This is a genomic window from Vibrio sp. Vb0937 (assembly GCF_033338855.1).
The window spans coordinates 108,232-134,444 of sequence record NZ_JAWOTK010000004.1; the positions used below are offsets into that span (position 1 = coordinate 108,232).

Below are 26,213 nucleotides of genomic sequence, written 5' to 3' on the forward strand. Positions count from 1 at the left end.
TTTATGTCGAATGAAAGACGTTACTTTGGTACTGACGGTGTGCGCGGTAAAGTAGGACAATACCCAATCACTCCAGACTTCGTACTTAAGCTTGGCTGGGCTGCTGGTCGTGTACTAGCGAAACAAGGCACAAAGAAAGTTATCATAGGTAAAGATACACGTATTTCAGGTTATATGCTTGAATCTGCACTAGAGGCTGGCCTTGCAGCTGCGGGACTTAAAGCAACATTTACTGGTCCCATGCCAACTCCAGCTGTGGCATATTTAACTCAGACTTTCCGTGCCGAGGCTGGTATTGTGATTTCTGCATCACATAACCCATATTACGACAACGGCATTAAATTCTTTTCTTCTGAGGGTACTAAGCTACCTGACGATATCGAATTGGCGATCGAAGCTGAGTTAGATAAAGAAATTGAATGTGTGGAGTCTGCTGAGCTTGGTAAAGCAACCCGCCTAAATGATGCAGCTGGTCGTTACATCGAATTCTGTAAGAGTACTTTCCCATCTGAGTTGAGCCTTGCGAACTTTAAGATCGTAGTAGACTGTGCGCACGGTGCAACGTACCACATCGCTCCAAATGTTTTCAAAGAACTTGGGGCAGAAGTTATCGCTATGGGCGTAGAGCCTAACGGCATCAACATTAATGAAAAAGTGGGCGCAACAGACGTACGAGCTCTTCAACAGCGTGTTGTTGAAGAGCAAGCGCATCTTGGTCTCGCATTTGATGGTGATGGTGACCGCATCATTATGGTCGACCACCTAGGTAACAAAGTTGATGGTGACCAAATTGCTTATATCATCGCTCGTGATGCACTTCGTCGTGGTGAGCTAAAGGGTGGTGTTGTTGGTACACTAATGACTAACTTGGGTATGGAAAATGGTTTAAAGCAGCTAGGCATTCCGTTTGTACGTGCTGCTGTTGGTGACCGTTATGTCATGGAGCAACTGCTAGAAAAAGGTTGGAAAATTGGTGCTGAAAACTCAGGCCATGTGATCTTATTAGATAAAGTCACAACCGGCGATGCGATTGTTGCTGCACTTCAAGTACTTGCTTCTGTAATTGGCAGCGATATGTCTTTGTATGAACTATCGCAAGGAATGACACTATATCCTCAGGTTTTAGAAAATGTCCGTTTCTCAGGAGAAAGTAACCCTCTTGAAGCTACAGCTGTATTAAATGCTGTCGCTGAAGTAGAGGCGACACTTGGTGATAAAGGGCGTGTATTGCTGCGTAAGTCTGGCACTGAGCCTTTGATCCGCGTTATGGTGGAAGGAGAAGATGGTGAACTAGTTCAACACTCAGCATTGAAAATCGCTGAGGCTGTTAAAGCAAGTTGTTAATCATTGCGTTAAAGCATGTCTTGAATGAAAAGGGCGTCTTTTGCCCTTTTTTTGAGCGCTTAACGCATTGGCATTGATTTTTTACTAATTTTCCCTTGTCAGCGTTACTGGCTTTCGCTAGTATTGCTCCGCCTCCCGTTAGGAGGTCGCTAGCCTTGTTCATTATGATTTATTCTTTTGAACGGCGCTGGCTCAACAATTTGGAACATAGGTGGAAAAAATGTTTTCAGTTCTACTTGTGATTTACCTGTTGGCAGCGCTTGGTGTGATTGGCCTTGTGTTGATTCAACAAGGTAAAGGCGCAGATATGGGAGCCTCGTTCGGTGCTGGTGCTTCAAACACAGTGTTTGGTGCTGGCGGCTCAGGTAATTTCTTAACCCGAACAACTGCTATTTTAGCAACCGTATTCTTTATCGTTAGCTTGTTACTTGGTCGTATGTCTACGCACCAGACTGAATCACAATGGGTAGACCCAACGTTAGGTCAACCAGTTGTTGAACAAGTTAAGGATGCAGCGAGTGAAGTTCCTGCCCCTGCGGGTGATGAAATTCCTCAATAAGCTGTAAGGTTTTGATGCCGAGATGGTGAAATTGGTAGACACGCTAGCATGAGGTGCTAGTGCCTTAGGTGTGAGGGTTCGAGTCCCTCTCTCGGCACCATGTATTTACAAACTTGTAAATCACTTGTTTGCGAGTATAATGCTCAGCAAGTCGGACGCGGGGTGGAGCAGCTTGGTAGCTCGTCGGGCTCATAACCCGAAGGTCGTCGGTTCAAATCCGGCCCCCGCAACCAATCTCTTTCTTTAAAAGGAAATCGTAGATTGGCAAGTTTGCGTAGTGCTAACCACACTACGAGTTAAGAAAAGCAATTGTTGGCTATTCTTAACGTATCAGGGTCCAGCAGCATAAAACCCCGACTATCGGGGTTTTTTGTTATCTGAGCTTTTTGAAATAGCTCAGATACTGCTTGGTTTTTTGATTGGGCTCTGAGCCCTTTTTTTGTTTCTGGAGTGGTTAAATGACTGGTTTAGAAAGACAACTTACTGAAATGCTTGACGCGCCAGTAGCGGCATCAGGTTATGAGTTAGTTGGATTAGAATTCATTCGTGCAGGCGCGCACTCAACGTTACGTATCTACATTGACCATGAAAATGGTATTAACGTAGACGACTGTGCAGAAGTTAGCCACCAAGTTAGTGCAGTTTTAGACGTTGAAGATCCAATTTCTGTTGCTTACAGCCTAGAAGTGTCTTCTCCAGGTTTAGAAAGACCACTTTTTAAAGCAGCACATTACGAGCAATTTATTGGTCACGAGGTCAGCATCGTATTGAAAATGGCTGTAGCAAACCGTCGTAAGTGGAAAGGTATTATCCACGGTGTTGATGGCGAAACAGTGACAATTACTGTAGACGGTCAGCAAGAAGAGTTTGCTCTAAGTAACATTTCCAAAGCTAACCTGATCCCTAAATTTTAGTTCCCTAAAAAAGTTTAAGCTTAGAGGCTAAATACAATGAGTAAAGAAATTTTAGCGGTAGCAGAAGCGGTATCGAACGAAAAAGCGGTACCTCGTGAGCGTATCTTTGAGGCTCTTGAGATTGCTCTAGCAACTTCTACAAAGAAAAAATACGAAATCGAAATCGACGTACGTGTTGCCATTGACCGTAAAACCGGTGAATTTGTAACTTACCGCCGTTGGTTAGTTGTTGATGACGTTGAGAACCCTACAAAAGAGATCTCACTAGAAGCAGCGCAATACGAAGATGACTCAATCGAGCTTGGCGACTACGTAGAAGACGAAATCGAATCAGTAACGTTTGACCGTATTACGACTCAAACTGCTAAGCAAGTTATCGTTCAAAAAGTTCGTGAAGCTGAGCGCGCACAAATCGTTGAACAGTTCATCGACAATGAGGGTGATCTAATCACTGGTGTCGTGAAAAAAGTAAACCGTGACACAATCGTGCTTGATCTTGGTAATAACGCTGAAGCGGTAATCCTGCGTGATGACCAACTTCCTCGTGAAAACTTCCGTCCAGGCGACCGCGTACGTGGCCTTCTTTACAAAGTCGCGCCTGAAGCACGTGGTTTCCAATTGTTCATCACTCGTTCTAAGCCAGAAATGTTGGCAGAACTGTTCCGTGTTGAAGTGCCTGAAATCGCAGAAGATATTATCGAGCTGAAAGGCGCAGCACGTGATCCTGGTTCTCGTGCTAAGATCGCTGTCAAAACAAATGACAAACGTATCGACCCTGTAGGTGCGTGTGTTGGTATGCGTGGTGCACGTGTACAGGCTGTTTCTGGCGAACTTGGTGGTGAGCGTATCGATATCGTTCTTTGGGATGATAACCCAGCTCAATTCGTTATCAACGCAATGGCGCCAGCTGATGTTGCTTCTATCATCGTTGATGAGGATGCACACTCAATGGACATCGCAGTTGAAGCTGACAACCTAGCGCAAGCTATTGGTCGTAACGGTCAAAACGTGCGTCTAGCATCTCAACTAACCGGTTGGGAACTGAATGTTATGACAGTTGCTGATCTTCAGAAGAAACACGCTGAAGAATCACAAGCATCTATTGAAAACTTCATGAAGTACCTAGATATTGAAGAAGACTTCGCTCAACTTCTTGTTGAAGAAGGTTTCTCAACGCTAGAAGAAATCGCATACGTGCCAGTTAACGAGCTACTAGAAATCGATGGTTTGAATGAAGAACTAATCGAAGAGCTTCGTGGACGTGCAAAAGATGCACTAACGACGATCGCACTAGCACAAGAAGAGTCTTTTGAAGGTCTAGAACCAGCTGAGGACCTACTTGCACTTGAAGGTCTTGAGCGTGAGATGGCATTTAAATTGGCAGCGAAAGGTGTAGCGACACTGGAAGATCTTGCTGACCAAGGTATTGACGATTTAGAAGGTATCGAAGGCCTGACCGAAGAACGTGCAGGTGAGCTAATTATGGCCGCACGTAACATCTGTTGGTTCGGCGAAGAAGCATAATTTTCGGCAAGGAGGAAGCGGCATGACACAATTAACAGTTAAAGCACTGAGTGATGAGATTGGTACGCCAGTCGACCGCTTGATTGAACAACTTGCTGACGCTGGCATTAAAAAGGCGAGCTCTGACAATGTTACTGATGAAGAGAAGCAGAAGCTTCTCTCTCATTTAAAGAAAGAACACGGTGATAAATCAGGTGATTCAGAGCCGACTCGCCTTACGCTTCAGCGTAAAACTCGTAGTACACTTAGTGTGAACGCGGGTGGTGGTAAGAGTAAGAATGTTCAGGTTGAGGTGCGCAAAAAACGTACATACGTGAAGCGCAGCACAATTGAAGATGAAGCGAAACGTGAAGCTGAAGAAGCAGCACAACGTGAAGCAGAAGAAGCAGCAAAACGTGCAGCAGAAGAAGCTGCAAAACGTGAAGCTGAAGAAGCTGCGAAACGTGAAGCTGAAGAAGCTGCAAAACGTGAAGCGGAAGAAAAAGCGAAACGTGAAGCTGAAGAAAAAGCGAAGCGAGACGTAGATACGAATGCACAACGTAATGCTGAAGAAAAAGCAAAGCGTGATGCTGAAGAGAAAATTAAGCAAGAAGCAGCGCGAAAAGAGGCCGACGAGCTTAAACGTCGTCAGGAAGAAGAAGCTAAGCGTAAGGCTGAAGAGGAAAGTCAGCGCAAGCTTGAAGAAGCTCGCGAATTGGCTGAAAAGAATAAAGAGCGTTGGTCTGCTGCAGAAGAGAAAAAGGGTGATATGGAAGATACAGATTACCATGTAACGACTTCACAATACGCACGTGAAGCCGAAGATGAAGCAGATCGCAAAGTAGAAGGCGGTCGTCGTAAGAAGAAAAAAGCAGCTTCGGGTAAAGACGACCAAGCTCGCGGTGGCCGTAACAACCAACGTGGCGGTAGAGGTCGTAAGGGCAAACTTGCTAAGCCGACTTCAATGCAGCACGGGTTTGATAAGTCAGCAACGGTTGCTAAGCAAGACGTTGTAATTGGCGAAACGATCGTTCTATCAGAACTTGCTAACAAGATGTCGGTTAAAGCGACAGAAGTTATCAAAGTAATGATGAAGATGGGCGCTATGGCGACTATCAACCAAGTGATCGACCAAGAAACAGCACAACTTGTTGCTGAAGAAATGGGCCATAAAGTAGTTCTTCGTAAAGAGAACGAACTGGAAGAAGCGGTACTATCTGACCGTGACACTAACGCGGAAGCAGTTCCACGTGCTCCAGTTGTTACTATCATGGGTCACGTTGACCACGGTAAAACGTCAACACTTGACTACATCCGTCGCACACACGTTGCTTCTGGCGAAGCGGGTGGTATTACTCAGCACATTGGTGCGTACCACGTTGAAACAGACAACGGCATGATCACGTTCCTTGATACTCCTGGACACGCAGCGTTTACTGCAATGCGTGCTCGTGGTGCTCAAGCGACAGATATCGTTGTTCTTGTAGTTGCAGCAGACGATGGCGTAATGCCACAAACAGTAGAAGCGATTCAGCACGCGAAAGCGGCAGGCGTTCCTCTAATTGTTGCTGTGAACAAGATCGATAAAGAAGACGCGAACCCAGATAACGTTAAGAACGAGCTTGCTCAATACGACGTTATTCCTGAAGAGTGGGGCGGTGAGAACATGTTCGTTCACATCTCTGCTAAACAGGGTACAAACATCGATGGTCTTCTAGAAGCAATCCTTCTTCAGTCTGAAGTTCTTGAACTTACAGCTGTAGCTGAAGGCATGGCATCTGGTGTTGTTGTTGAATCTCGCCTAGATAAAGGTCGTGGTCCAGTTGCAACAGTACTTGTTCAATCAGGTACACTAAACAAAGGCGACATCGTTCTTTGTGGTCAAGAATACGGCCGTGTTCGTGCAATGCGTGATGAGCTAGGTAAAGAAATTACTTCGGCTGGCCCATCTATCCCTGTAGAGATCCTAGGTCTTTCAGGTGTACCATCTTCAGGTGATGAAGCAACAGTAGTTCGTGACGAGCGTAAAGCGCGTGAAGTAGCTAACTACCGTGCTGGTAAGTTCCGTGAAGTGAAACTTGCTCGTCAGCAGAAATCTAAACTAGAGAACATGTTCTCTAACATGACTGCTGGTGAAGTTGCTGAACTTAACGTTGTACTTAAAGCAGACGTTCAAGGTTCTGTAGAAGCAATCGCAGACTCACTAGTTAAGCTATCTACTGACGAAGTTAAAGTGAACATCGTTGGTTCTGGTGTTGGTGGTATTACGGAAACTGACGTAGTACTAGCGGAAGCTTCAAACGCAATCATCCTTGGCTTTAACGTTCGTGCAGATGCTTCTGCTCGTCGTGCTGTTGAAGCCGCAGCTGTTGACTTACGTTACTACTCAATCATTTACCAATTGATTGACGAAGTGAAACAAGCAATGGGCGGTATGCTTGCTCCAGAATTCAAGCAAGAGATCATTGGTCTTGCTGAAGTTCGTGACGTGTTTAAGTCACCGAAACTGGGCGCTATCGCTGGTTGTATGGTTACAGAAGGTGTGATCAAGCGTAACAACCCAATCCGTGTACTACGTGATAACGTTGTTATTTACGAAGGTGAACTAGAGTCACTACGTCGTTTCAAAGATGACGTTCAAGAAGTTAAGAATGGCTACGAATGTGGTATCGGCGTTAAGAACTACAATGATGTTCGCGTTGGTGACCAAATCGAAGTCTTCGAAATCGTTGAAATTAAACGTACTCTAGACTAATTGACTAAAATTACTAATATTGTCTTTGAAAGATAAGTAGTAATTGGTTGTTGAATACACCATGGGGGGCTGGCTTTGACCAACCCCCCATTCTTTCTATATAAGAGTAAAGATATGTCAAAAGAATTTAGCCGCACGCAGCGCGTTGCACAGCAGCTGCAAAAAGAACTAGCGATGATCCTTCAACGTGAAGTTCGTGACTCTCGCCTTGGCATGGTGACGATCTCAGACGTAGAAGTCTCTCGTGACCTAGCTTACGCAAAAGTATTTGTGACCTTCCTATGTGTGGGTGAGCAAACACCTGAATCATGTCTAGCAGCGCTACGTGAGCACGAAGTGCACATTCGCATGATGTTAGGTAAGCGTATTCGTCTACGTTTAACGCCAGAAATCCGCTTCCACTATGACAATACGCTTGTTGAAGGTATGCGTATGTCTAACCTAGTGTCTGAAGTCGTTAGTTCAGACAAACAAAAGCAAAAAGATTCTGGTCGTGAGGACGAAGAATAATGGCTCGTCGTCGTAAAGGTCGTCCAATTAATGGCGTTATACTGTTGGACAAACCAACAGGTATCTCTTCCAATGATGCACTGCAAAAAGTAAAGCGAATCTACTTTGCCGAGAAAGCAGGCCACACTGGAGCCTTGGACCCATTAGCGACAGGCATGTTGCCAATTTGCTTGGGTGAAGCGACAAAATTTTCTCAGTTTCTTCTTGATTCTGATAAACGCTACCGCGTGATCGCAAAGCTGGGTGAACGTACCAATACGTCTGACTCGGATGGTGAAGTTGTAGAGACGCGTCCAGTCGATGTTACGTTAGACAAGCTAGAAGCGTGCATCGATCAGTTCCGTGGTGAATCTGATCAAGTGCCTTCCATGTTCTCTGCGTTGAAGTATCAAGGTAAACCCTTGTATGAATACGCTCGTAAAGGCATCGAAGTTCCGCGCGAATCTCGTAAGATCACGGTATATGAGATTGTTCTTCACCGTTTTGAAGGCGATGAAGTAGAGATGGAAGTGCACTGCTCTAAAGGTACCTATATTCGTACTATCGTTGATGATCTGGGCGAAATGTTAGGTTGTGGTGCGCACGTAACTATGCTTCGTCGTACTGGTGTTGCTAAATACCCTTACGAGAATATGGTAACACTTGAGCAACTAAATGAGTTGCTAGAGCAAGCTCACCGCGAGGAACGAGCGCCTCGAGAACTACTGGACCCGCTACTTTTGCCAATGGATACAGCGGTAGAAGACTTACCAGAAGTCAACTTGGTGCCTGAACTGGCGAATATGGTCCAACATGGGCAGCCCGTTCAAGTATTTGGTGCTCCGACTGAGGGCTCACTTCGCCTTACTATGGGTGAAGAACGCTTGTTTATTGGCGTTGGCGAAATGAACGAAGATGGCAAAATCGCTCCTAAGCGATTGGTCGTGTTCCGAGATGACGTTGCATCCAAGTAAATGATTGAAAATACCGACCTGAGTGTCGGTATTTTTATATTGCACGAGATAGGAAATTTCCCTATAATCCGCGCTTCGCGTAGCGGCTGAATCAGAGATTGGCTGCTACAACTTTAAACCTACTCTTATTAGGAGAGAATTATGTCTCTGAATGCAGAAACTAAAGCAGCAATCGTTGCAGAATACGCACAAGGCGAAGGCGACACTGGTTCACCAGAAGTTCAAGTAGCTCTACTTACAGCTTCTATCAACCACCTACAAGGTCACTTCAAAGCGCACAAAGGCGATCACCACAGCCGTCGTGGTCTTCTACGCATGGTTTCTCGTCGTCGTAAGCTTCTAGATTACCTAAAAGGTAAAAACCTAGCTCGCTACCAAGACCTAATCAAACGTCTAGGCCTACGTCGCTAATCAGCGACTGCATAGCAGTTTGTCTAAAAAGGGGCTTTATGCCCCTTTTTTGTTGCCTAAATTTAGCCAAATTAGACTTATGCCGTTATAATACTGGCGGCTAAACCTTGTAAGAGGTTTTCTCAAAAGCTCATAGCATTACAGTCAACCACGTCGACCAAAAGGTCGCGACTATTCAAAAGGAATTTCCGAGTTTCTTTTTACTAGTCGCGATTCGTAATGCCTTGAGTGTCAATTAACACATCTAAGATTTCTTTAAGCACTAAAGGAAGATTAGAAACAAGGAATAACAATGTTCGAAAAACCAGTTGTTAAAACGTTCCAGTACGGTAACCACACAGTTACTTTAGAAACTGGCGTTATTGCACGTCAAGCTACAGCAGCAGTTATGGTCACAATGGATGATACGTCTGTATTCGTATCTGTTGTAGGTAAAAAAGAAGCCGTTGCAGGTCAAGACTTCTTCCCACTAACGGTTAACTACCAAGAGCGTACTTACGCTGCGGGTAAAATCCCAGGCGGCTTCTTCAAACGTGAAGGTCGTCCTTCTGAAGGCGAAACGCTAACAGCTCGTCTAATCGACCGTCCAATCCGTCCGCTCTTCCCAGACGCGTTTAAAAACGAAGTTCAGGTTATCGCGACAGTAATGTCTGTAAACCCAGATGTTCAGCCAGATATCGTTACAATGATCGGTACTTCTGCTGCTCTTGCTATCTCTGGCATTCCATTCAATGGCCCTATCGGTGCGGCGCGTGTTGGTCATATCGATGGTCAGCTTGTACTTAACCCTAGCCAAACTGAACTAGAAACTTCTAAGCTTGACCTTGTTGTTGCAGGTACAGAGTCAGCAGTACTGATGGTTGAGTCAGAAGCGGACAACCTAACTGAAGAAGAAATGCTAGCGGCGGTTGTTTATGGTCATGACCAACAACAAGTTGCTATTCAAGCTATCAACGAATTCAAAGCAGAAGTTGCAACTCCTGCTTGGGATTGGGTTGCTCCTGAAGAGAACACAGCGCTTAAAAATAAGATTGCTGATCTAGCAGAAGCTAAACTTGTTGAAGCTTACCAAATTACTGAGAAAATGGCTCGTTACGACCGCATCCATGAGATCGCTGCGGAAGTAAATGAAGTTCTTCTTGCTGAAGATCCTGAAGCAGACACAAAAGAAATCCACACTATCTTCCATGATCTAGAGAAGACAGTAGTACGTAGCCGTATTATTGCAGGTAACCCTCGTATCGATGGCCGTGAAAAAGACATGGTTCGTGCACTAGATGTACGTACTGGTGTTCTTCCTCGTACTCACGGTAGCGCGCTATTCACTCGTGGTGAAACTCAGGCGATCGTTACGGCAACGCTAGGTACTCAGCGTGATGCTCAAATCATCGATGAGCTAACTGGTGAGCGTAAAGATCACTTCCTACTGCACTACAACTTCCCTCCATACTGTGTAGGTGAAACTGGTTTTGTAGGTTCTCCTAAGCGTCGTGAAATCGGCCACGGTAAACTGGCGAAGCGTGGTATTGCTGCAGTAATGCCTTCTGTTGATGAGTTCCCATACACAGTACGTGTTGTATCGGAAATCACTGAATCTAACGGTTCATCTTCAATGGCTTCAGTATGTGGTACTTCTCTTGCGCTTATGGACGCAGGTGTACCAATCAAAGCATCTGTTGCTGGTATCGCAATGGGTCTTGTTAAAGAAGGTGACGATTTCGTTGTACTTTCTGACATCCTTGGCGATGAAGACCATCTAGGTGACATGGACTTTAAAGTAGCAGGTACTAACACTGGTATCACTGCACTTCAAATGGACATCAAGATCGAAGGCATCACTAAAGAAATCATGCAAATTGCGCTTAACCAAGCTCAAGGCGCACGTAAGCACATCCTATCTGTAATGGATGAAGCAATCTCTGGTGCTCGTGAAGACATCTCTGAATTTGCTCCGCGTATTCACACGATGAAGATCAGCGCTGAGAAGATCAAAGACGTTATCGGTAAAGGTGGTGCAGTTATCCGTGCTCTAACTGAAGAGACTGGTACAACTATCGAAATCGAAGACGACGGTACTATCAAGATTGCGGCAACTGAAGGCACTGCTGCGAAAGAAGCTATCCGCCGTATCGAAGAGATCACTGCTGAAGTTGAAGTGGGCCGTATCTACACAGGTAAAGTTGCACGTCTAGCAGACTTCGGTGCATTCGTAACGGTTCTTCCAGGCAAAGATGGTCTTGTACACATTTCTCAAATCGCAGAAAAACGCGTAGAGAAAGTGTCTGACTACCTAGCTGAAGGTCAAGAAGTTCAAGTTAAAGTTCTTGAAATCGACCGCCAAGGCCGTGTACGTCTAAGCATGAAAGAAGCGGTAGAAAAGCCAGCTGAAGAAGCTGCTGCTGAAGCACCAGCTGCTAAAGACGAGTAAGACAAAATGAGACTTTCAGCCTTTTATTAGATTAAGGGCCTGAAAGCATGTTATAAAAGGGGAGCATTTTCGCTCCCCTTTTTTGGTTTGTTTCGATGTATTAACCTCAAACGAGGTTATCGCCTATATTGCATTAAGAGAAACAAATCTTGAGCGGTCCAAACAGGAGTATCAATTAGTGAAATGGTTTCAAACCGCAATTTTATGTGTTGCTATCGCGCTGACCGGTTGTGCAAATACTTCTCAACAATCAGCACAAAAGTGGTTATATCCACCGATGGCGGTGCCACTTCAGCCTAGTGTTCAACAAGAAGTACAAATCGCGCGTCTCTCGCAGTTGCTACAACGTCCCGACCTTAGTGATGAAGTGCGCGCTAAAATGCATTATGAGCGCGGTAGCTACTACGACAGCGTTGGTTTGCGTGATCTTGCCCGTTTGGACTTTAACCAGTCTTTGCAGTTGAATCCTGCTCAGCCGGACATCTTCAATCTTTTGGGAGTATACTTTACCCAAGTAGGAGAGTTTGATGCGGCATATGAAGCGTTTGACTCGACCATAGAGTTGGCTCCTGATAATACCTATGCTGAGCGCAACCGTGCGATTGCACTGTATTATGGTGGCCGAATCGATCTCGCTTTAGAAGATATGACCAAGCATTATCAAGAAATGCCAACGGATCCTTTTCGTTCATTATGGCTGTACATCATCGAAGCTGAGCAAAATCCAGAGCAAGCAAAAGCCAATCTTCAACAGCGTTATTTACGAGATCGTAGTGAAGAGTGGGGATGGGTTCTTGTTGCCATCATGCTACGAGACGTCTCGGACGAAGACGCGCTTAAAGCAATTATGGATGGAACGAGAGAGAACTATCGCCTAGCTGAACGATTGACGGAAACGTATTTCTACCTTGGAAAGCGTAATCAGCTTGAAGGCGATATCGCAAGTGCCATCTCACTTTATAAGCTCGCGATTTCGTTCAACGTTTACGATTATGTTGAGCATCGCTATTCTTTCTTGGAGTTGGCGCAAATTTACGATCAATTACAGCAAGATAGATTGGCCAAGTTAAAGGCTGCCAAGAAGCTGGAAATTGAATGATTTAGAGCCGCTCGATGAGAGCGGCTTTTTTTATGATTGAACTTGATGAGTGACTCATTTAAAATAGTTAGTCTTGCTAACTAAGTGGTGGTGGCTTTTATGGCATTAGAAGAAAGCTTGATTGATTTAGAGCGTTTTTGCGCCAAAGCTTGGCGTGTCTATGCCAAAGAAGATCCATTATCACATCTAAGCTTTAATGAGTTCGATTATTTGCGTGTGATTCAGGTTTACCCTGAGGGTGTGCGAATAACCGATCTTGCAGAAGAGCTGCAAGTGACTAAGCCTTCCGCATCGACAATGGTTGTGCGTTTGGAAAAAAAGGGTTTGGTGAAACGCATCGCATGTAATGAGGATGCTCGCGCTAAGCGTGTGTTGCTTACAGAAGAAGTCGCAGAAAAAATGTCTTTGGAGCAGGTAGTGTACAAAGATATCTCTGAACAAATGATGCAACAATTAAATCAGCAAGAAGCTGAGCAGTTACAAGCTTTACTGAATAAAGCATTGAGTAATAAGTCATTTTAAACTAAAGCAAAGGCCTCAGCTGTATGGTTTAGTTTTTGTTGTTTCATCTTTCTTTTATTTAATTTAACCATTTAGTTAGCCTTGCTAATTAAATGGTTAGCTTTGCTAACTACTGGTGACAGTCATGCAAAACTCAATTTATAGACAGTTTTGGAAATATACGATTCCAACCGTCGCAGCAATGCTCGTGAACGGTTTGTATCAAATAGTTGATGGCATTTTTATTGGCCGTTATGTTGGCGCTGACGGATTAGCTGGGATCAATGTTGCGTGGCCTATTATCGGTTCGATCCTCGGTATAGGAATGATGATTGGGGTGGGGACTGGTGCACTGACTTCGATCAAGCAAGGAGAGAACGATCATGAAGGCGCTAAGCGAATCCTAACGACCGGATTGACGTTGTTAGCGGCATTGATGCCGATCGTTGCTACAATATTGTTTTTGTTTTCGGATGAATTTATTCGCTGGCAAGGTGCGGAAGGGCGAGTGTTTGAACTTGCGCTGCAATATTTGCATATTCTGATTGTCGCGTGCGTATTCACGTTGGGTTCTATCGCAGTTCCGTTTTTATTACGCAATGACGACAGCCCGAACTTAGCAACGATTTTGATGGTCATCGGTGCCGTTATTAACATTGTATTAGACTACGTATTTATTGCTTGGTTGGAGTGGGAGTTAACCGGAGCCGCTATTGCCACTGCACTTGCACAATTAGTGGTCACTGTGCTCGGTATTGGTTACTTCTTTACTTCAAAAGCAACATTACGCCTTCGTATCCGCGACTTCAAAGTTCAGGTTGATGCTGCACCAAAGATTATCATGATAGGTACATCAAGTTTCTTTATGTACGCCTACGGCTCTGTGATGGTGGCACTGCACAACGCGTTATTTGCTCAATACGGAAGTGCAATGTTGATCGGAGCGTACGCCATTTTGGGGTACATCGTGACGGTTTACTATCTGATAGCAGAAGGAATTGCGAATGGTATGCAGCCTTTAGTGAGCTTCAACCACGGTGCACGTAATCAGGAGAACATCAGAAAGTTATTAAAGGTCGCGATGGGGACATCTGTGCTTGGTGGGGTGGCGTTCGTTGTTTTGATGAACCTTTTCCCGTACGAACTGGTTGCGGTGTTTAATAATGCTGACCAACAGTTGATTGATAGCACCGTGATCGGGATTCGTTTACACATGTTTGCGTTGTTCTTAGATGGTTTTTTAGTTGTTGCGGCCGCGTACTATCAATCAGTAAACAAAGGCAGCAAAGCTATGTTTGTAACACTAGGCAACATGCTGGTCCAGTTGCCATTCTTATTCATTATGCCGAAACTTTTCGGCGTGACAGGTATTTGGTTAGCTTTCCCATTGTCTAACATTGCATTGAGTTTGGTCGTGATCAGTATGTTGTGGCGAGATGTGAAAAAGCTGCTTAATGAGAGTTCTGTCGAACCAAGGGTGCAAGCCTGCTAACAAAAGCTAACAGATAAAAGCGAGGGTAGACCTCGCTTTTTTCTTTAAGGATTAAATGTTTTTTACTTCTAAGCCCGCTAGTTGATGCCAATAGCCATTGCATTGGCGGCTTTCGAGCTTTTCAGGATTATCGCCGTATTCGTTTGAGCGAAAACGCTCTAACTCTGAAAAAGTATCGATACCAAGAGGGCTTAATCGGATCACATCAACCAGTCCTTTCATACTTGGTAAGTCATTGATGAGGTTGTAGCAATACCCTGATTGTGTCTGAATGCCGTTAAGGTTAAAGACTTCTTGTCCTTCTTGGCTGCTGACCTGGATACCCGTAGGGTATTTGATACAGCAGGTTTCGCAATCGTCTTTCGCTCGGTTTTCAGCTCGGGCTGTGAAACAGCGAGCGGAATACGCTAAAGGCAAATAACCGTGGCTAAATACCTCAACTTCAAACTTGTTACGAATACCAAGCTCGTCACACTGAACCAAAGTATCGTTTAACCATTCGCGAGAGAGCTCGACAGGCATGCACCAACGCATCATACCTTGCTTCAAAAATAAGTTGAGCGTGTGTGCGTTATAAGTATTGATTGCAGGGCCAACGACGAAAGGCACTTTATGCTCTGATGCCAATTGAACAGCAGATACGTCATTTGCTTCAATCGCGAAGTCACCGTTGTCGATGTACTTCCTCATTATGTTTACTTCACTCGGAGCTTCCAGTAGTGCCATTGTTGATAGCACCACTTGCTTGCCAGATGCGGACAGCTCTTTTGCGATTTCAAGCCAATGCGAAGGCTTCATTTCTCGACGTTTTGAACATACGGTTTCCCCAAGATAGATGATGTCCGCGGAGCTTGATTTCGCTTGTTCATAAAACGCTTCGATGTCTTGTTTTGGCCAGAAGTACAACAGCGGGCCAAGCGCGTATTTCATTGAATTATCCATCTTAACCTCTACTGCCATTTGCGGTGATAAGCACCAAGTGTGGTCTGCGTACCTTCAGACACGTTTGCCAATGCGGCATCCCAAGCCGCTTCGACTTGGTAAGCTTCTGGGTTTGCTTGGTAACGGTCAATCGCGGCTCGCCATGTTCGAGTGACTTGTTCTACGTAAGCAGGGCTACGTTGGCGACCTTCAATTTTTACAGACGCCACATTTGCAGCAAATAGTTCTGGTAGCATAGAGAGGGTGTTCAAACTGGTTGGTTCTTCCAGTGCGTGGTAGCGTTTTTTCTCGCCTTCGATTTCAGCTTCGAAACGACCTTTACACAAGGTAGGGTAGCCCGCATTTTCACCGGCGCTGTAGCGATCGATCAAAATGTCGTTAAGGCGGGATTCCAGACCATTTTCTGTTTCTTGCCAGCGAACGTACTTAGCTGGAGAGCATGCTCCCACAGTGTTTGGAGACTCGCCTGTCATATATGACGATAGGTAGCAGCGACCTTCAGACATGATGCAAAGGCTACCAAAAGCAAAGACTTCTAACTCGACATCGCTAGTGATGTTGCGTGAAAGCTGTTTGACCTGATGAATCGATAAAACGCGAGGTAATACTACCCGTTTTACGTTGAAGTTTTGTTTGTAAAAATCAATGGCTGCGACGTTGGTCGCTGATGCTTGCACTGAAAGGTGTAGTTCCAGATCGGGATATTTGCGAGCCGCGTACTCCAGCACTGCAATGTCTGCAACAATCAGCGCGTCTACACCCAGTGCCGCTGCATTGTCTACTGCGTTCGTCCAGCGCTCGAAGCCATTGGGATGAGCGAAGGTATTCAACGCGACATGAATTTTTTTATTGCGGTCATGAACGTATTGCACCGCTTTTTCTAATTTCTTGCCGTTAAAGTTGAGGCCAGCAAAGTGACGGGCGTTGGTATCATCTTTGAAACCAATGTAGACGGCATCGGCACCGCAATCAATCGCAGTTTTTAACGCAGGCAGGTTACCCGCGGGACACAAGAGTTCCATATGCTCACAATCATTGAGAATAAAAAGGTGTCCGCATTTTATGAAGAATTATGAATAGCGAAATTGACCTAAGTTAGGTTTAGCTCAATAAAGTCGATATTTACCCCTTGCGAGTAAGGGGATCGGGTCGGGGTTAGTTCTTGTGACGACGATTCTGTACAAACAGCTCTTCAATTTCATGTTTTGGCTGCGGGCGATAAAAATGGAATCCTTGAATCGCATTACATTGAAGGTTAGAGAGCAAAGTAGCTTGCTGGTGGGTTTCCACCCCCTCGGCAACGACAGTTAAGTCGAGCGACTTACCCAGATTAATGATGTTTTCAATCACAGTGACTTGTTTCGGTAGTGTGTCGATATCATTAATAAAAGCGCGGTCGATTTTTAGCTCGTCAATAGGGAAACGCGCTAAGTAGGAAAGAGAAGAGTAGCCGGTACCAAAGTCATCGATAGAGAGAGCGAAGCCAAGCTTTTTAATCGCATTCAACATTTGCAGTGTATGTTCGCTATCACTCATCACGGCACTTTCGGTTAGCTCGAAGGTAATGCAGCTTGGATCAAGCTCGGTAGTGCGAAGCAGCTTTTCCATAAAGTCGATCAGCTGTGGGTTGCCAAATTGCTCGGGAGAGAGGTTGATGGCGACACGGCCTGGCAGTATGCCTTGTTGCTTCCAACGTTTTACCGTATTGAAAACATCACGCATCACGACACGTCCAAGGTGTTCGATTAACCCAGCGCGCTCGGCGACAGGAATGAATGAGCCAGGACTAATGTACCCTTCGACTGGATGCTTCCAACGAACGAGCGCTTCTGCGCCGTTGATACTGAAGTCTCGCGCGTTAACCTTAGGTTGATACCACACTTCCAAACCGTTCTGCTGCAATGCTTTTTGCAGTTCGATTTCGAGCCACAAACGCATACGCGCTTCTTTGTTCATTTGATCGTTAAATTTGATCAGACGATTTCTACCACGATCTTTGGCTTCATACATCGCAGTATCGGCATTTTGGAGTAGGATTCGCGCATCTTGTCCGTCTTCAGGGTATCGAACGCTACCAATTGAACAGGCAAGGCGTTTACTGAAGTGGTGCAAGTCGAAAGGTTGGTTGATCAACGAGATAATGCGATCGGACAAAATTTCAGCCATGCGGGTATTTTCTGGCTCCGGCAGAATGACGCCAAACTCATCGCCACCCAAATGACCAATAATCGCTTGGTTTGGTAGTAACCGTTTAAGACGGGCCGATACCTCTTGAATCACTTTATCGCCAATATGGTGACCAAGTGAGTCATTAATGTTTTTGAAGTTATCGATATCCAAATAGAACACCAGAAGCGGTGTTTGCTTTTTGATCAGCTGTTCCAAACGTTTGGTGAAGCCAAAGCGGTTGTAGAGTTTGGTGAGCGAGTCAATGTGTATGTCTTCATTCGATGCAGAAGACAGGTTTTTGGGCGCATCATCAGCATCTTGGATTAGGATAATTTGAGATTCGCTACCTAATATCGCCGTGGAATCCGCGTGTAGCTGAACTTTCCGTTCAAAGCCGCATCTTGCGCTGGTTAAGCAGACAAAAGGTTTGTCAGAAATTAATGTACTCAATCGATGACTAAATACCTTTTTACTGTTTTCATCGATGAATAAACGACTTAGCTCTTCGCCCAACAATTCATGAGGAGAGTTAAGTCCGAGAAGGCGCGCTGATGCGGGGTTCGCAGAGATGACAATATCATCTTCGATAAGCAGTAAGCCGTCTGGTAGCAGTTGTGTTAACTTCGCAAACTTACTTTCGGACTCTTCTAAGGAGCGAACGAGTATCTGCTTTTCTGAAGTATCGACAGCGTGAAAAACAACAAAGCGAATGTCGTTACCTTCAAAAACTGGCGAAAGACTAAAGTGAAGACTGGTTTCAAGGTCGGTTTCATCGAGCGTGATTTCGGCTTCGACATGTGCCCCTTTGAACGCGCGCTGATAGTATGGTGCAAGCTTCTTATAAAACTGTTCACCCAGCACTTGGCAATCGTTTAAGCCGACGATTTCCTCATGACTTAAACCTGCGATATCGCAGTAACGGTCACTTACCATTCGATAATTGTGTTTTTTATCAAGAATGGCAAAGAAGAAAGGGCTATTTGAGGTTAGCGTGGCAAACCAATGTTTTAATTGCTGGGAAGGCATTAGGGTATTACCGATCTCCAATGAGCCAGATTATTCGTCCGTGTATAAAAAGCGACACCCTGATAAGCCTGCGGCGATCTACCACCAAGCCAAAGTGTTACTTGCCATTAAAGGGCTCGCGGTTTTAGCTGTGCAGTCGACAATCACATGGATACGCTCAGATAACTATAACTTTGAAAATACGGTTGTAAAAGTGTTTATCCACCTGTTCGCATCAATAATACACGTAAGTTCAAAAAAAGAAGCGTTAGTGAGCAATAAACCACCAATCTAAAATAGGCACTTTATTGATACATAACAGTAATCTCATCGCCACGATTGCTTAATATAAGCAACCTAATGACAAAGTAACGGATAATGAACGTGTTAAACAAGATTCGCAGTCAACTAGTAAAGAACGCAGCTAATATTTTGCGTTCTCCAGTCCAGTTATTACCACAGCCAATTCAGCAAAAAGCGTTGCTGGAAGGGCTAAAAATGGTGTTTAAAGAAGCCTTGGAAGATGGTGACTTTGAGTTCCTTGAAGACAAGTGGTTAAAAGTTGCGATTAAAGACTTGAACTTAGCATGGTACATCAGCTATCAAGACGAAAAATTGGTGGTAGCTGAAAAACCAGTTCAGGAAGATGTGAGTTTTAGTGGTAATCTAAACGACCTAGTACTGATTGCTGGTCGTAAAGAAGACCCTGACACACTGTTCTTCCAACGTCGCCTTTCAATTGAAGGTGATACTGAGCTTGGCTTAGAAGTGAAAAACTTAATGGACAGTGTCGACTTAGAGCAGTTACCGAAAGCAATGCAAGTCGCTTTGAATCAATTGGCTGATTTTGTTCAGAAAGGAGTTCAAGCGCCTGCACAACCAACCGGAGTAGCGAATGCTTATTCGAACTGAAGCCCCAGCGGACATTCTTACCATTGACCGCTTATTGAAACACGCCTTCCCGACGGAAGCTGAAGCTGAGCTTGTGATGCGTTTGCGCGAAAACAGCAAATTCACGCTTTCCTTAGTCGCGTGTACAGATGAGGGAGAGGTGATAGGCCATGCTTTATTTAGCCCTGTGACCTTAAATGGTGAAGATTTGTCATGGCAAGGGCTAGCGCCATTAGCTGTTCATGAAGATTACCGTCGCCAAGGCATCGCTGCAGAGTTGATCAAAGAAGGTTTTGATTCACTGCGTGATTTTGGCTACCCAGTGTGTGTGGTGTTGGGCGATCCTGATTATTACGCGCGCCAGGGTTTTCAATCATGCGACGAGATGGGCTTTGAATGTGCTTGGGATGTCCCTAAAGGTGCATTTCGAGTCGCAGAGTTGGTCGAAGGTCAATGTGCTGGACGCTCCGGACGCATAGACTATGCGCCAGAGTTCTCTGAACTGTAAATGAAAGAAGCCCACGACTAAGTGGGCTTCTTTCTTATTCACTGAAAACTGAGATAGGGAGGTTAGGATGACTGGTTACTTTTCTTTTTGCCCCAGACCTCTATTTTCGCTTTTTTACTTACCCCTAGCAGGCTGAGTTTTGTGCTTCCCCAGCTACTGTAAGTCATTTCAATCTGTTTTAGCTTGGCTTCTTTTGTACCTGGAAGGCTCCAGGCACGAGTCGACAATCCGCTTGTTAGTACGCCCATAGAGGAAAGTTTTTTCTCACTACCATCTGTCATGACGACTTTTAAACCATTAATGTCTACCGTTCCTTGCACACATTTTAGTTTTATTTTACTGAAGCTTCGGTTTCGGAATAGGCTATTTGGTGTCACGGTATCTGTTTCTGTATGAAAGTTAACGGTTTTCGTTGCAATCAGCTCCCACTCATCGCTGTTATTAGCAAAAACACTCATGCTGGTGGCGGCTACCAGTGTGCAAAGTAGTAGCGTATTTAAGAATTTCATAATGTACCTCATATGTCATACCCAATGTGTGGCTGTTGGCAAAACGCTATGTTCAGGAATATCCAAATCATCTCATTGTGTTCAGGTGTTCCTTGAAGTCCTTTAGGTATAATCGCGATAATTTGATAGGATTGCCCTCGTTCAAATAGGTGACGGAAAATGTCAATTAACGAGAAACAGTATTTACGTGAAATGGGGATCAGCACATGGGAGCTGGTGCACCCTGAAAGACTGGAAGGCTATCAATCGCCATTATTGGATTTGCAAAGTTCATGTAAACTCCTATTGGTATCGCCAATATGTCCAGAAAACGAGACGGCATTGATGTTTGAGCGCGTATTAAAAAGCATTAAGCTCACGCTTGATGATGCGCTACACCTAGAGCCTGAGCGCTTATCCATGCTGGGTGAACATCAGCTAGAGTGGGTGTGGTTTGCAGGCTGTGAGGCTGATCAAAGCATCAAGGCAAAGCACCTGACCTCGCCACTATTACAAGATATTGATGGTAATAACGAACAGCGCCGCGCATTGTGGCAACAAATCTGTTCGTACTCTTAACGGAGCTAATGCGTGACAATTGAAATTACGCCGATGCGTGCAGAGCACCTCGACCAAGTTTGGCAAATCGAGCAGCAAGCACATTCTCACCCTTGGGCCGAATCTTTGGTTCGTGACTTATCCAGTCGCGGTGCTTGCCATCATGTGATGCTGGAAGGCTCTCAAGTGGTTGGTTACTTCTATGGACAGAATATTGTTGGAGAAGTGACACTATTAAATATTGCAGTAGCGCCTTCTCAACAGGGCAGAGGGCTAGGGCAAAAATTGCTGGACGCGTTTATTGAACACTGTGAACAAGCCAAAGCAGAGAGTGCTTGGTTAGAAGTGCGTGAAAGTAATCACCCAGCTATCCATATTTATGAGCAAGCAGGTTTTAATGAAGTGGACCGTCGTTACAACTATTACCCAGCTAAATCGGGAAATGGTAAGGAAGACGCCATTATCATGAGTTACTTATTTTTGAGTTAGTTTTAGGCCGTTACTAATTACCTCATCAACACTTATGCTTTAAATGCGTATCCGGATTCGAGGCTTTTGAATATGTAATAATAATTTTTTGAATTTTTACATCTCTTTGTGTGGAGCTGGCTTTCCCTTGTTAGTTGCAGGTAAAGGCTGGTGAGCCGAGTAAATTCAGTTCATGTCTTTCCAGTTTGCTAGCACAGCGATAATAAGCGAGAATACCGCACAATATCGAATAGTAGATATGCTTGCCTATTTTGTGAGCATGAAAGTAATTTAGAAGATTAACTAATGTCAAATCCCCTTTTTTTAGGCGAAGTGTCTAAGCGCAGAACGTTCGCTATTATTTCTCACCCGGATGCGGGTAAAACCACCATTACTGAAAAAGTCCTTTTATTCGGAAACGCGATCCAAAAAGCAGGTACGGTTAAAGGTCGTGGTAACGCACAGCACGCAAAATCAGACTGGATGGAAATGGAAAAAGAACGTGGTATCTCGGTAACCACTTCTGTAATGCAGTTCCCTTACAATGACTGTCTGGTAAACCTACTTGATACGCCTGGACACGAAGACTTCTCGGAAGATACATACCGTACGTTAACGGCAGTAGACTCGTGTTTGATGGTTATCGATGCGGCGAAAGGTGTCGAGGATCGTACACGTAAGCTGATGGAAGTAACGCGTCTGCGTGACACGCCAATCGTAACCTTCATGAACAAACTTGACCGTGACGTTCGTGATCCAATGGAAGTATTGGACGAGGTAGAAAACGAGTTGGGCATGATGTGTGCGCCAATTACATGGCCAATCGGCTGTGGTAAAGAATTTAAAGGTGTGTACCACATTCACCGTGATGAAACGATTTTATACGAATCAGGTCACGGTCATGAGATTCAAGAAGTTCGAATCATCAAAGGTCTCGATAACCCAGAGCTTGATGAAAAAGTTGGTGCAGGCCTTGCGGAAAGTGTTCGAGAAGAGCTTGAGCTTGTTATGGGTGCTTGCCCTGAGTTTGATTTGGAAATGTTCCTAACAGGTGATCTGACGCCAGTTTACTTCGGTACTGCATTAGGTAACTTTGGTGTGGATCATATGCTAGACGGTCTAACTGAATGGGCTCCAGCGCCGAAAACTCGTCAAGCGGTTGAACGTGAAGTTGAAGCGACTGAAGAGAAGTTCTCTGGTTTCGTATTTAAGATCCAAGCGAACATGGACCCAAAACACCGCGACCGTATCGCATTCATGCGTATTGTATCTGGCACTTACACGCAAGGTATGAAGATGAACCACGTTCGTCTTGGCAAGCAAGTGAGTATCTCTGATGCAGTAACCTTTATGGCTGGTGACCGTGCACGTGCAGAACACGCTTACGCCGGTGACATCATTGGTCTACATAACCACGGCACTATTCAGATTGGTGATACCTTTACTCAAGGTGAATCACTGAAGTTCTCTGGTATTCCGAACTTCGCTCCGGAACTATTCCGTCGTATTCGCCTGAAAGATCCACTAAAGCAGAAGCAGCTTCTCAAAGGTTTGGTTCAGCTATCAGAAGAAGGTGCGGTACAGGTATTCCGTCCTCTACAGAACAACGATCTGATCGTTGGTGCCGTTGGTGTACTTCAGTTTGATGTTGTTGTGGCTCGTTTGAAGTCTGAGTATAACGTTGAAGCGATTTATGAAGGCATTAACGTTGCAACTGCGCGTTGGGTTGAGTGTGGTGATGCGAAGAAACTGGATGAGTTCCAACGCAAGAATCAAGCGAACTTAGCATTGGATGGTGGTGATAACCTAACGTATATCGCTCCAACAATGGTTAACTTAAACTTAGCGAAAGAGCGTTTCCCTGACGTTGATTTCCGTGCGACGCGCGAGCACTAATTTGCGCGGTTAGGGTAAGCCTTAACGCAAACTAGATTTTAAAACGCCCTTGGCTATAAACTTAGCCAAGGGCGTTTTTATATAAGGATAAGATATGAATTGGTTTAAACGTGGGCTAAAGCGTTACGACAACTGGTGTAAAGATATGGGGTTAACTCCCGATCAGAAACGCAGTTGTGTCCCATATCGAAAAGACCCTGCCCATCAAACTGAAGAGAAGAGTGAAGCCCAACCATCCTCTGATTTTCTGCCCGCAGATACAGATAAAAAGCGTCAAGATGAAGCTCTTTGATACGCACTGCCACTTTGATTTTGATGTGTTTCAAGATGACTTTGCGCATCAACTTGAGCTTGCTCAAACGCAAGGCGTCGCAAGAATTTTGATTCCTTCCGTCGGTCCGCAAAACTGGGCTCGTATTCAAACTTTGGCAGAGCAACATGCCAATTTGTATTATGCGCTCGGCTTTCATCCGTATTTTCTTGAAGATAACGTTGAGCAGCACCTTACAGAGCTAGAAGGCTATCTAAATCAAAAAGGGCCACAGTGCGTGGCAATAGGAGAGTGTGGTTTAGATTTTGCCATTGATGTTGATCCACAGTTGCAAGAAAAGATACTTGAAGTTCAATTTGAGCTGGCTAGACGCTTCGAACTCCCAGTTATTTTACATAGCCGAAAAGCGCACAATCGCCTCATTCAAATGGTGAAAGCGGCGAATCTTCCTAGAGGTGGTGTGCTACACGCTTTTTCTGGGAGTTATCAGCAAGCCATGGAGTGGGTCAAATTAGGTTTTTTTATCGGTGTAGGAGGAACGATTACCTACCCAAGAGCCAAGAAAACACGCGACGCAATTCAAAAATTACCACTCGAAAACCTAGTAATCGAAACAGACGCACCAGATATGCCTATACTTGGATATCAAGGGGAGTCAAATCACCCAGCCAAACTCATTCACGTCTTTAATGAGCTCGTAGAGTTGCATAACGGCCGAAAGCAATCGATTGCCTCTCAACTGTGGAAAAATAGCAATTTTGCTTTCTCGATATGTGAATAAAATCTAAAGATGTGGTTTGAAATCGAAAACGTTTTCCTGCTTATTGTGAATTAACTCACAAAGCTGGTTGAATCAATCATGAATCTTATAGGAAAGTGTGAGGCTGGCATTACTTTAATTGATTCTGCATGAGTATAATTGCCCCCGCTTTATAGCTCCATTTTGTAACACGCCAATAAATAACTTATAAGGAAGTCATAAACTATGAGCCTGTTTATGAGCCTAATCGGTATGGTAGTGCTTCTTGCGATTGCAGTGGCATTTTCTAACAACCGAAAAGCTATCAACTTTAGAACTGTGGGTGGCGCATTCGCTATCCAATTCGCATTAGGTGCATTTGTTCTGTATGTACCTTGGGGCCGTGATCTACTAAACGGTTTCTCTTCAGGTGTTTCTAACGTTATCAACTACGGTAACGATGGTTCATCATTCCTGTTCGGTGGTCTTGTTTCTGACAAGATGTTCGAAGTATTCGGCGGCGGCGGTTTCATCTTCGCATTCCGTGTTCTTCCTACACTGATCTTCTTCTCTGCACTGATTTCAGTTCTTTACTACATTGGCGTTATGCAATGGGTTATCAAGATTCTTGGTGGCGCACTACAAAAAGCGCTAGGCACTTCGCGTGCGGAATCAATGTCAGCTGCAGCTAACATCTTCGTAGGTCAAACTGAGGCACCTCTAGTTGTTCGTCCATTCGTTCCAAAAATGACTCAATCAGAGCTATTCGCGGTAATGTGTGGTGGTCTAGCTTCTGTTGCTGGTGGTGTACTAGCTGGTTACGCATCTATGGGTGTTCCACTAGAGTACCTAGTTGCGGCATCATTCATGGCAGCACCAGGTGGTCTACTGTTCGCTAAAATCCTTCACCCTGAGACTGACCAGCCTCACGAAAGTATCGAAGAAGCGATGGACGGCGGTGACGACAAACCAGTTAACGTAATCGACGCAGCTGCGGGCGGTGCGGCTTCTGGTCTACAACTTGCGCTTAACGTAGGTGCAATGCTAATCGCATTCGTTGGTCTAATCGCGCTAATCAACGGTATGCTAGGTGGCATCGGTGGTTGGTTCGGCATGCCAGAACTAACACTAGAGCTAATTCTAGGTTACGCGTTCTCTCCACTAGCATTCCTAATCGGTGTTCCATGGGCAGAAGCTGTAACAGCTGGTTCATTCATTGGTCAGAAAATCGTAGTGAACGAATTCGTTGCTTACTTGAACTTCACACCATACCTAGGTGAAAACGCTCAAGTAATCGCGGCAACTGGTGAAGTAATGTCTGAGAAGACAACAGCTATCATCTCATTCGCACTATGTGGTTTCGCGAACCTTTCTTCTATTGCGATTCTACTTGGTGGTCTAGGTAGCCTTGCACCAAACCGTCGTAGTGACATCGCTCGCATGGGTGTTAAAGCAGTTCTTGCAGGTACGTTGTCTAACCTTATGGCAGCGACAATTGCAGGCTTCTGCTTAAGCCTTGCAGCACTATAATTAGAATCGGTTCTTAATATATAGACGCCGTTTTACATCATGCCCTGTAGCAAGAGATTGCTGCGGGGCATTTTTCGTTTTTCGGGCTCCAAAATTTCATCGGGTGTTTGCCTTAGTCGAGGTATTACGCAGTCAATGGAATAGGGGCTAGGAAATTTTGAGATACAAACCGTTTGCGCTCCATTTGGTGCTACAGTTTTGCGGTGAAACTCTATAATGTATTAATCACAGGATAGTGGTTAAGCTTGATTCTTAATCACGTAATGAATATTACATAAT

General features: G+C 44.8%; 24 protein-coding genes and 2 tRNA genes. 22 read left to right on the top strand and 4 right to left on the bottom strand.

Features of this window, described 5'->3' with window-relative positions; all coding sequences use genetic code 11:
* The first annotated feature begins 3 nt into the window (after positions 1 to 3).
* The 14 genes from glmM (at position 4) to R7P67_RS08850 (ending at position 14,469) form a co-directional block, all read left to right on the top strand.
* Entirely contained in the window at positions 4 to 1,344 is a 1,341-nt protein-coding gene (gene glmM, locus R7P67_RS08785; protein ID WP_005388992.1) for a phosphoglucosamine mutase, read from the top strand.
* Between the two features lie 220 nt (positions 1,345 to 1,564).
* Positions 1,565 to 1,903 (top strand): preprotein translocase subunit SecG, encoded by a 339-nt coding sequence (gene secG / locus R7P67_RS08790; protein WP_005380080.1) that lies wholly within the window; start codon positions 1,565 to 1,567, stop codon positions 1,901 to 1,903.
* A 16-nt stretch (positions 1,904 to 1,919) separates the two neighbouring features.
* A tRNA-Leu gene (locus R7P67_RS08795) sits at positions 1,920 to 2,003 on the top strand.
* A 56-nt stretch (positions 2,004 to 2,059) separates the two neighbouring features.
* A tRNA-Met gene (locus R7P67_RS08800) sits at positions 2,060 to 2,136 on the top strand.
* 225 nt (positions 2,137 to 2,361) lie between these two features.
* Positions 2,362 to 2,817, top strand: a complete 456-nt coding sequence (gene rimP, locus R7P67_RS08805; RefSeq protein ID WP_005386424.1) for a ribosome maturation factor RimP — start codon at positions 2,362 to 2,364, stop codon at positions 2,815 to 2,817.
* A 36-nt stretch (positions 2,818 to 2,853) separates the two neighbouring features.
* Positions 2,854 to 4,341, top strand: coding sequence for a transcription termination factor NusA (nusA, locus tag R7P67_RS08810; protein ID WP_005380084.1), 1,488 nt, complete (start codon positions 2,854 to 2,856; stop codon positions 4,339 to 4,341).
* A 22-nt stretch (positions 4,342 to 4,363) separates the two neighbouring features.
* Complete coding sequence (infB, locus tag R7P67_RS08815; protein ID WP_005380086.1) at positions 4,364 to 7,075, top strand: translation initiation factor IF-2; 2,712 nt, start codon at positions 4,364 to 4,366, stop codon at positions 7,073 to 7,075.
* Positions 7,076 to 7,189: 114 nt separating this feature from the next.
* Positions 7,190 to 7,585 carry a 30S ribosome-binding factor RbfA gene (gene rbfA, locus R7P67_RS08820; RefSeq protein WP_005380087.1) on the top strand — a complete coding sequence of 132 codons (396 nt, stop codon included), beginning with the start codon at positions 7,190 to 7,192 and terminating at the stop codon, positions 7,583 to 7,585.
* Positions 7,585 to 8,538: a tRNA pseudouridine(55) synthase TruB gene (gene truB / locus R7P67_RS08825; protein WP_005380088.1), complete on the top strand. Its 954-nt coding sequence runs from the start codon at positions 7,585 to 7,587 to the stop codon at positions 8,536 to 8,538. Before rbfA ends, truB begins: the two co-directional genes overlap by 1 nt.
* A gap of 141 nt (positions 8,539 to 8,679) precedes the next feature.
* On the top strand, positions 8,680 to 8,949 hold the full coding sequence (gene rpsO / locus R7P67_RS08830) for a 30S ribosomal protein S15 (protein WP_005380094.1): 270 nt from the start codon (positions 8,680 to 8,682) through the stop codon (positions 8,947 to 8,949).
* A gap of 292 nt (positions 8,950 to 9,241) precedes the next feature.
* The gene (gene pnp, locus R7P67_RS08835; protein WP_005380098.1) at positions 9,242 to 11,377 is read left to right on the top strand and encodes a polyribonucleotide nucleotidyltransferase; all 2,136 of its coding nucleotides are present in this window, start codon (positions 9,242 to 9,244) and stop codon (positions 11,375 to 11,377) included.
* Positions 11,378 to 11,555: 178 nt separating this feature from the next.
* Positions 11,556 to 12,476, top strand: a complete 921-nt coding sequence (gene nlpI, locus R7P67_RS08840; RefSeq protein WP_005380101.1) for a lipoprotein NlpI — start codon at positions 11,556 to 11,558, stop codon at positions 12,474 to 12,476.
* Positions 12,477 to 12,575: 99 nt separating this feature from the next.
* Complete coding sequence (locus R7P67_RS08845) at positions 12,576 to 12,998, top strand: MarR family winged helix-turn-helix transcriptional regulator (RefSeq protein ID WP_005394653.1); 423 nt, start codon at positions 12,576 to 12,578, stop codon at positions 12,996 to 12,998.
* 124 nt (positions 12,999 to 13,122) lie between these two features.
* Positions 13,123 to 14,469, top strand: a complete 1,347-nt coding sequence (locus tag R7P67_RS08850; RefSeq protein ID WP_017635889.1) for an MATE family efflux transporter — start codon at positions 13,123 to 13,125, stop codon at positions 14,467 to 14,469.
* Positions 14,470 to 14,520: 51 nt separating this feature from the next.
* Here R7P67_RS08850 and R7P67_RS08855 read toward each other — a convergent pair whose 3' ends face one another.
* From R7P67_RS08855 to R7P67_RS08865, 3 genes are all read right to left on the bottom strand, one after another.
* Positions 14,521 to 15,399: a U32 family peptidase gene (locus R7P67_RS08855; protein ID WP_031781039.1), complete on the bottom strand. Its 879-nt coding sequence runs from the start codon at positions 15,397 to 15,399 to the stop codon at positions 14,521 to 14,523.
* A gap of 20 nt (positions 15,400 to 15,419) precedes the next feature.
* Positions 15,420 to 16,433, bottom strand: coding sequence for a peptidase U32 family protein (locus R7P67_RS08860; RefSeq protein ID WP_005386427.1), 1,014 nt, complete (start codon positions 16,431 to 16,433; stop codon positions 15,420 to 15,422).
* Between the two features lie 133 nt (positions 16,434 to 16,566).
* On the bottom strand, positions 16,567 to 18,606 hold the full coding sequence (locus R7P67_RS08865; RefSeq protein WP_005380112.1) for a bifunctional diguanylate cyclase/phosphodiesterase: 2,040 nt from the start codon (positions 18,604 to 18,606) through the stop codon (positions 16,567 to 16,569).
* 363 nt (positions 18,607 to 18,969) lie between these two features.
* On the opposite strand from R7P67_RS08865, the gene R7P67_RS08870 reads away from it, so the two are divergent.
* On the top strand, positions 18,970 to 19,497 hold the full coding sequence (locus R7P67_RS08870) for an SCP2 domain-containing protein (protein WP_005394645.1): 528 nt from the start codon (positions 18,970 to 18,972) through the stop codon (positions 19,495 to 19,497).
* Positions 19,481 to 19,984 (top strand): GNAT family N-acetyltransferase, encoded by a 504-nt coding sequence (locus tag R7P67_RS08875; protein ID WP_005380119.1) that lies wholly within the window; start codon positions 19,481 to 19,483, stop codon positions 19,982 to 19,984. Before R7P67_RS08870 ends, R7P67_RS08875 begins: the two co-directional genes overlap by 17 nt.
* Before the next feature lie 62 nt (positions 19,985 to 20,046).
* Here the strand turns inward: R7P67_RS08875 and R7P67_RS08880 are convergent, their stop codons facing one another.
* Positions 20,047 to 20,493 (bottom strand): hypothetical protein, encoded by a 447-nt coding sequence (locus tag R7P67_RS08880; protein ID WP_031781040.1) that lies wholly within the window; start codon positions 20,491 to 20,493, stop codon positions 20,047 to 20,049.
* A 159-nt stretch (positions 20,494 to 20,652) separates the two neighbouring features.
* On the opposite strand from R7P67_RS08880, the gene R7P67_RS08885 reads away from it, so the two are divergent.
* From R7P67_RS08885 to R7P67_RS08910, 6 genes are all read left to right on the top strand, one after another.
* The gene (locus R7P67_RS08885) at positions 20,653 to 21,051 is read left to right on the top strand and encodes a DNA polymerase III subunit psi (RefSeq protein WP_005386429.1); all 399 of its coding nucleotides are present in this window, start codon (positions 20,653 to 20,655) and stop codon (positions 21,049 to 21,051) included.
* Between the two features lie 12 nt (positions 21,052 to 21,063).
* Positions 21,064 to 21,519 carry a ribosomal protein S18-alanine N-acetyltransferase gene (rimI, locus tag R7P67_RS08890; protein ID WP_005386430.1) on the top strand — a complete coding sequence of 152 codons (456 nt, stop codon included), beginning with the start codon at positions 21,064 to 21,066 and terminating at the stop codon, positions 21,517 to 21,519.
* Between the two features lie 285 nt (positions 21,520 to 21,804).
* Positions 21,805 to 23,394, top strand: coding sequence for a peptide chain release factor 3 (gene prfC / locus R7P67_RS08895; protein ID WP_005380123.1), 1,590 nt, complete (start codon positions 21,805 to 21,807; stop codon positions 23,392 to 23,394).
* Between the two features lie 94 nt (positions 23,395 to 23,488).
* Positions 23,489 to 23,686: a DUF5363 family protein gene (locus R7P67_RS08900; RefSeq protein WP_031781041.1), complete on the top strand. Its 198-nt coding sequence runs from the start codon at positions 23,489 to 23,491 to the stop codon at positions 23,684 to 23,686.
* The gene (locus tag R7P67_RS08905) at positions 23,673 to 24,446 is read left to right on the top strand and encodes a TatD family hydrolase (protein ID WP_031781042.1); all 774 of its coding nucleotides are present in this window, start codon (positions 23,673 to 23,675) and stop codon (positions 24,444 to 24,446) included. Before R7P67_RS08900 ends, R7P67_RS08905 begins: the two co-directional genes overlap by 14 nt.
* A 204-nt stretch (positions 24,447 to 24,650) precedes the next feature.
* Positions 24,651 to 25,934: a NupC/NupG family nucleoside CNT transporter gene (locus R7P67_RS08910; protein WP_005380131.1), complete on the top strand. Its 1,284-nt coding sequence runs from the start codon at positions 24,651 to 24,653 to the stop codon at positions 25,932 to 25,934.
* Positions 25,935 to 26,213: the final 279 nt, after the last annotated feature.